This window comes from Bacillus cereus group sp. N12 (assembly GCF_016483575.1).
In the GTDB taxonomy this organism is placed as follows: Bacteria; Bacillota; Bacilli; order Bacillales; family Bacillaceae_G; genus Bacillus_A; species Bacillus_A toyonensis.
This window is the reverse complement of sequence record NZ_JAEHBO010000156.1, coordinates 1-4,997: the sequence shown is the minus strand read 5'-3', so window position 1 is coordinate 4,997 and position 4,997 is coordinate 1. Positions and strand designations below refer to the sequence as shown.

Genomic DNA, 4,997 nt, shown 5'->3' with positions numbered 1-4,997 from the left:
TAGCTTCGTCGGCAGCGTCAGATGTGTATAAGAGACAGTTATCAGACATTATAACCCTCCCAAAGAACAGTAATTTATATTATACCGTATTTTTCGGTATTATTATAAATAGATTTTAAAGTGAATATTACGAAAAAAGAAAACCACAACTAATGTTTTAAGTTGTGGTTTTCTTTTTTGAGTACTTTGTTTTAGAAGATAGATAATCTAGAATTGAAAAACTTTAAAGGGATTACCATACTTTATTTCCGATCCAGCATCAGGTGCTCAATGAAAAGGTATGAAAGGTTATAGGCTGGTAATACGAGAATAAATAAGGGCGGATCTGTGTACAGCAATATTCCCATATCAAAGTTCTACTAGAGAAAAGTAGTTAGTTAAGGGCAGTATGTGAATAAAAAACAGATGGGTGTGGAAACTAAATATTTATGACATTAAGGACAAAGATTAGGAAATATAGATTGGTATGAAAAAGTACAAAAATCTAAAATTAGAATGAGCATTGAACTAGTGTATAACGATTGAAACGGCACTGAAGATTAATAAAACGGCCATAATGATGTTAAATAATTGGTTATGTTTTATTAATAATTTTTGGAATATTGAACCAAATAAACTCCAACTACATGTACTCATTAAACCGACTACACCTAGAAATAATGAAAAAAGTAGAAAACTTGAATATGAATTGTAGTAAGGGAGTATGAAAGTCGATACTACAGTCAGTCCGAATAATATCCCTTTAGGGTTAACGAATTGAAGAGAAATCCCCACTGTAAATAAGTTTTTATTATCTTTTTCACTGGGATTCGTACTGCCTTTACTAGTGAGTATTTTAAAAGCTAAATATAACATGTATGTTACACCTAAAACTTTTAAAGGGAATTCGATTATGGGTAAGATGTTAAGTAGTACTACATTAAAGAAACTACATAAAGAAGTGAGGATGAAAAAGCCGAAAGCTACTCCAAAGCAAAATTGCATGCTCCTCTTTAACCCGTGTTGATTGGCGTATGTCATAGCTAAAAAATTGTTAGGGCCGGGTGTGAAGCTACTTATAAAAACAAATAATAAAAAAGAAAATATAGGCATTTCAAAACCCCCTTATTATTTTTTGTATGTTATAATGACCGAAAAGAACAATATAACGTGTGCTTTTTATTATACATAACGGTCGTTATATTGTATATAGTGTAGGGGTGTTTTTTATGGAAGAAATTCAACTTATTCTAGCGAAAAATTTAAAAACAATACGAGAAAAAGAAAAATTAAGTTTAGAAAAGGTTTCTCAATTAACAGGAGTGAGTAAAACGATGATTGGACAAATTGAAAGAGGAGAATCAAGTCCGACACTAACCACAATATGGAAAATTGCTAATGGATTGAAAGTGTCTTTTACTTCTTTAATCAATAATCCACAACCCGATATAAAAGTTGTTTTACGGGATGATGTTCAAGTATTGTCTGAAGATAATGGGAAATATAAAGTGTATCCTTCTTTTCCTTTTCAAGATGATAGACATTTTGAAATCTATACAGTTGAAATAGAAACAGAAGGGAAACTAAGTTCAGAAGGGCATAAAGAAGGAGCAGAAGAATTTATAACGGTATTTGAAGGAGAATTGACAATAAAAGTGAATAATTGTCAGTATACATTAAATAGTGGAGATTCCATTCGTTTTAAGGCCGATAGATCACACTCTTATCATAATTTAGGGGAATCCTTGACTCGGTTAAGCATGACAATTTATTACCCAGCTACATAAGTATACATTTATATATATAAGATAAAAAATAAAAGATAAAACCATCTATACAAGATGGTTTTTATTTTGTGTTAAATTACAAAAAAAAGACACTCGTTTGAGTGCCAACATAGTATTGCTCTCGCGTATAGGATTGGAGTACGTTTCTCAAATACGTATTGAGGAGAGATGGTTCGTAAAGGAGAAACTGTCTTCTTATTTAATGTAACATCGGTAAGGGTGAGTGTAAATTGATAATGTATATACGGAAAATTTAGTATAGATAGTTTCTACTATAAATATAGTGTAATTTGTTCTGTGTTACGTAATCAACGCCATGAAATAATTGGGTGGTTCTTATTATTATGATAGACTTGGTATTTAATAATGTGTATTAGAAAAAGAATGAATCATTTTTTAATCGATTCGTATAATTGTTAGAGAGGCACCTGTTGAACCACCTCCAACTAAATTAACAATGGATAATATACCGAATAATTGAAGTAAAATTGTATTACCAGCAATTAAATTAGTAATTAAATTATTATTATAATTTGAAGTTGACATAGCGGGAGAAAAAACAGAGCCAGAAAGTGGAGTAGAAGTGTTTAATAGTAACCTTGTTCCAGCAAGTAGAGAAGTTGTCGTATTAACTTGATAGGTTAAATGATATCTTCCGGTTACAGGAATTGTAAATACATCGTTTAAAGCGTTAACTGTAAAATTACTGAGGCTTTGGTTATTAGAAAGTGGAATATTAGTTCCACTTAATATAACTGAGATGGGATCACCTAATGTATTATTAGCGAACATAAAGTTTGTTGTAACAATTGACCCAGTACTTCCGGTAGGACCAGTATTCCCAGTAGGTCCTGTAAGTCTGTATGGAAGAATTATTTCAAGAGCCATTGATAGTAGTTCTTCTTTTGTTTTTTCATTTTTATCTTGCAAATAAATCACCTCATTTTTAAATTAGAACCTAATAAGTGTAGTGTTTTTAGAGTGGAACTATCATTTTATTCTATTAATAGAAGTAGTTTATAGTAACGGTAAAAGGTTTAATAAATGTATGAATCATTTGGAAAGAAAAAAGATAGTTATGAAGTTATTCCTTAATGATAGAGTCATAATAATGTATGTTAGTTAAAAACATGTGAAATGAGGTATTGAATTGAAGCGGAATGATAAATTATCAATGAATAAAGGTAGGATAGGACCTGAGAATATCGGCCCTACATTTCCAGCTCTTCCACCAATTTATGTTCCGACTGGAAGTACAGGTCCAACAGGAGTAACAGGTCCAACGGGATCAACAGGAGCAATAGGAGTAACAGGAGTAACAGGTCCAACGGGATCAACGGGATCAACAGGAGTAACAGGAGTAACAGGTCCAACGGGATCAACGGGATCAACAGGAGTAACGGGAGTAACCGGATCAACAGGAGTAACAGGTCCAACGGGAGTAACGGGGTCAACGGGAGTAACGGGAGTAACGGGAGTAACCGGAGCAACAGGTCCTACTGGGGGGATTGGCCCCATAACAACAACCAATTTGTTATATTACACTTTTTCAGATGGAGAGAAACTTATATATACAAATGCAGATGGGATAGCTCAATATGGTACGACGAATATATTATCACCTAGTGAGGTTTCATATATAAATTTGTTTATTAATGGAATTCTGCAACCACAACCATTTTATGAAGTTAGTACTGGTAAACTAACTTTATTGGATAATCAACCACCATCGCAAGGGTCTTCAATTATTTTGCAATTTATTATTATTAATTAAAAAAGACAGATTCTTATTTTAAAAGGAATCTGTCTTTTTTGTTTTAAATTACATTCGTTAACATTAAGTGACGATAAATTCGATTGTGATTGGAATTCCGCCGTCTAATGCATCTCCACCAGGAATTGTAATAGCGCCAGTAGGGCCAGTAGTAACACTGGAGTTCACGCTTGGCTGAAGGATACCGTTTACATATAGGTTGTAATACGTGAAAGTTGGAAAAGCAGTTGCAGTAGTACCCGCATCGTTTAAGCAAGCTGTGGCAGCAACCGCAAAGGCTGCGCCTGTGCCAGTCCCGGCTCCTAGTGTAGATGTGAATCTTCTAGATGCCATAAATGGTTGAATGATAGGCAATTAATTCTCACTCCTATTCATATTTTATTGGACCGAAGTATTGAATAACTTGTCCACTATATTGTATGAGAGTTTTCTATAATAGAAACGGCTTTAGGATTAGAAGAGTGGCATAATTTTATTAAAAGTATAATTTTTACTACAATTAAAAAGCGATGTTGATATTTGTGGAATATATGCTAAGGGTTAATTTGAATTTTTGTATTCAAATTAATATGTATTCTTTGGTTTAAGAGATAAACGTGGAAAAATAAAATAAACTCTTAAGTTTAGGTGTTTAATCTAAGCACTCAATTATTAAAAACATATAATTAATATGTGAGTCATGAACATAATTAAATAACGTTTTCAAGTTTGATTATCATTCATGTTTCCTATTTTAAGAGAAACATATAACTCAACTACTTTTTTCAATCGCATCTTTTATAGTACTTAGAATAGGAAAACACTCAACTATAAGAAAAGTAAGGAGGAAATAAATGAAACATAATGATTGTTTTGATCATAATAACTGCAATCCGATTGTTTTTTCAGCAGATTGTTGTAAAAATCCACAGTCAGTTCCTATTACTAGGGAACAATTAAGTCAATTAATTACTTTACTAAACTCATTAGTATCAGCTATTTCAGCATTTTTTGCAAATCCAAGTAATGCAAACAGATTAGTGTTACTCGATTTATTTAATCAATTTTTAATTTTCTTAAATTCCTTATTACCTTCCCCAGAAGTTAATTTTTTGAAACAATTAACTCAAAGTATTATAGTTTTATTACAATCTCCAGCACCTAATTTAGGACAATTGTCAACATTATTGCAACAATTTTATAGCGCCCTTGCACAATTCTTCTTCGCTTTAGATCTTATCCCTATATCCTGCAACTCAAATGTTGATTCTGCAACTTTACAACTTCTTTTTAATTTATTAATTCAATTAATCAATGCTACTCCAGGGGCGACAGGTCCAACAGGTCCAACGGGAACAACAGGAGCAACAGGTCCAACAGGTCCAACAGGTCCAACAGGAACAGGAGCAACAGGAGCAACAGGAGCAACAGCAGCAACAGCAGCAACAGCAGCAACAGGAGCAACAGGAGGAGGAGGA

6 protein-coding genes are annotated in these 4,997 nt (G+C 32.8%); 3 read left to right on the top strand and 3 right to left on the bottom strand.

All coding sequences use genetic code 11. The features are described from left to right. Window positions 1-507 precede the first annotated feature (507 nt). Window positions 508-1,092 carry a LysE family translocator gene (locus JDS92_RS29650; protein WP_098711692.1) on the bottom strand — a complete coding sequence of 195 codons (585 nt, stop codon included), beginning with the start codon at window positions 1,090-1,092 and terminating at the stop codon, window positions 508-510. Between the two features lie 59 nt (window positions 1,093-1,151). On the opposite strand from JDS92_RS29650, the gene JDS92_RS29645 reads away from it, so the two are divergent. Continuing rightward, on the top strand, window positions 1,152-1,766 hold the full coding sequence (locus tag JDS92_RS29645) for a helix-turn-helix domain-containing protein (RefSeq protein ID WP_106081116.1): 615 nt from the start codon (window positions 1,152-1,154) through the stop codon (window positions 1,764-1,766). A gap of 396 nt (window positions 1,767-2,162) precedes the next feature. On the opposite strand, the gene JDS92_RS29640 is transcribed toward JDS92_RS29645, so the two are convergent. Next, on the bottom strand, window positions 2,163-2,696 hold the full coding sequence (locus JDS92_RS29640) for a BclA C-terminal domain-containing protein (RefSeq protein WP_199633006.1): 534 nt from the start codon (window positions 2,694-2,696) through the stop codon (window positions 2,163-2,165). Between the two features lie 220 nt (window positions 2,697-2,916). Between JDS92_RS29640 and JDS92_RS29635 the strand changes: the two genes are divergently transcribed. Next, window positions 2,917-3,540 carry a DUF4183 domain-containing protein gene (locus tag JDS92_RS29635; protein ID WP_199633005.1) on the top strand — a complete coding sequence of 208 codons (624 nt, stop codon included), beginning with the start codon at window positions 2,917-2,919 and terminating at the stop codon, window positions 3,538-3,540. Window positions 3,541-3,603: 63 nt separating this feature from the next. Here the strand turns inward: JDS92_RS29635 and JDS92_RS29630 are convergent, their stop codons facing one another. Beyond that, on the bottom strand, window positions 3,604-3,894 hold the full coding sequence (locus JDS92_RS29630) for a DUF4183 domain-containing protein (protein WP_001121652.1): 291 nt from the start codon (window positions 3,892-3,894) through the stop codon (window positions 3,604-3,606). A gap of 479 nt (window positions 3,895-4,373) precedes the next feature. On the opposite strand from JDS92_RS29630, the gene JDS92_RS29625 reads away from it, so the two are divergent. Next, on the top strand, window positions 4,374-4,997 hold a 624-nt coding region (locus JDS92_RS29625), incomplete at its 3' end, for a collagen-like repeat preface domain-containing protein (RefSeq protein WP_199633004.1).

What these genes read in the sequence shown, in the direction of transcription:
- JDS92_RS29650 (WP_098711692.1), bottom strand. Translation starts at nt 1,092, where the DNA reads ATGCCTATATTTTCTTTTTTATTATTTGTTTTTATAAGTAGCTTCACA.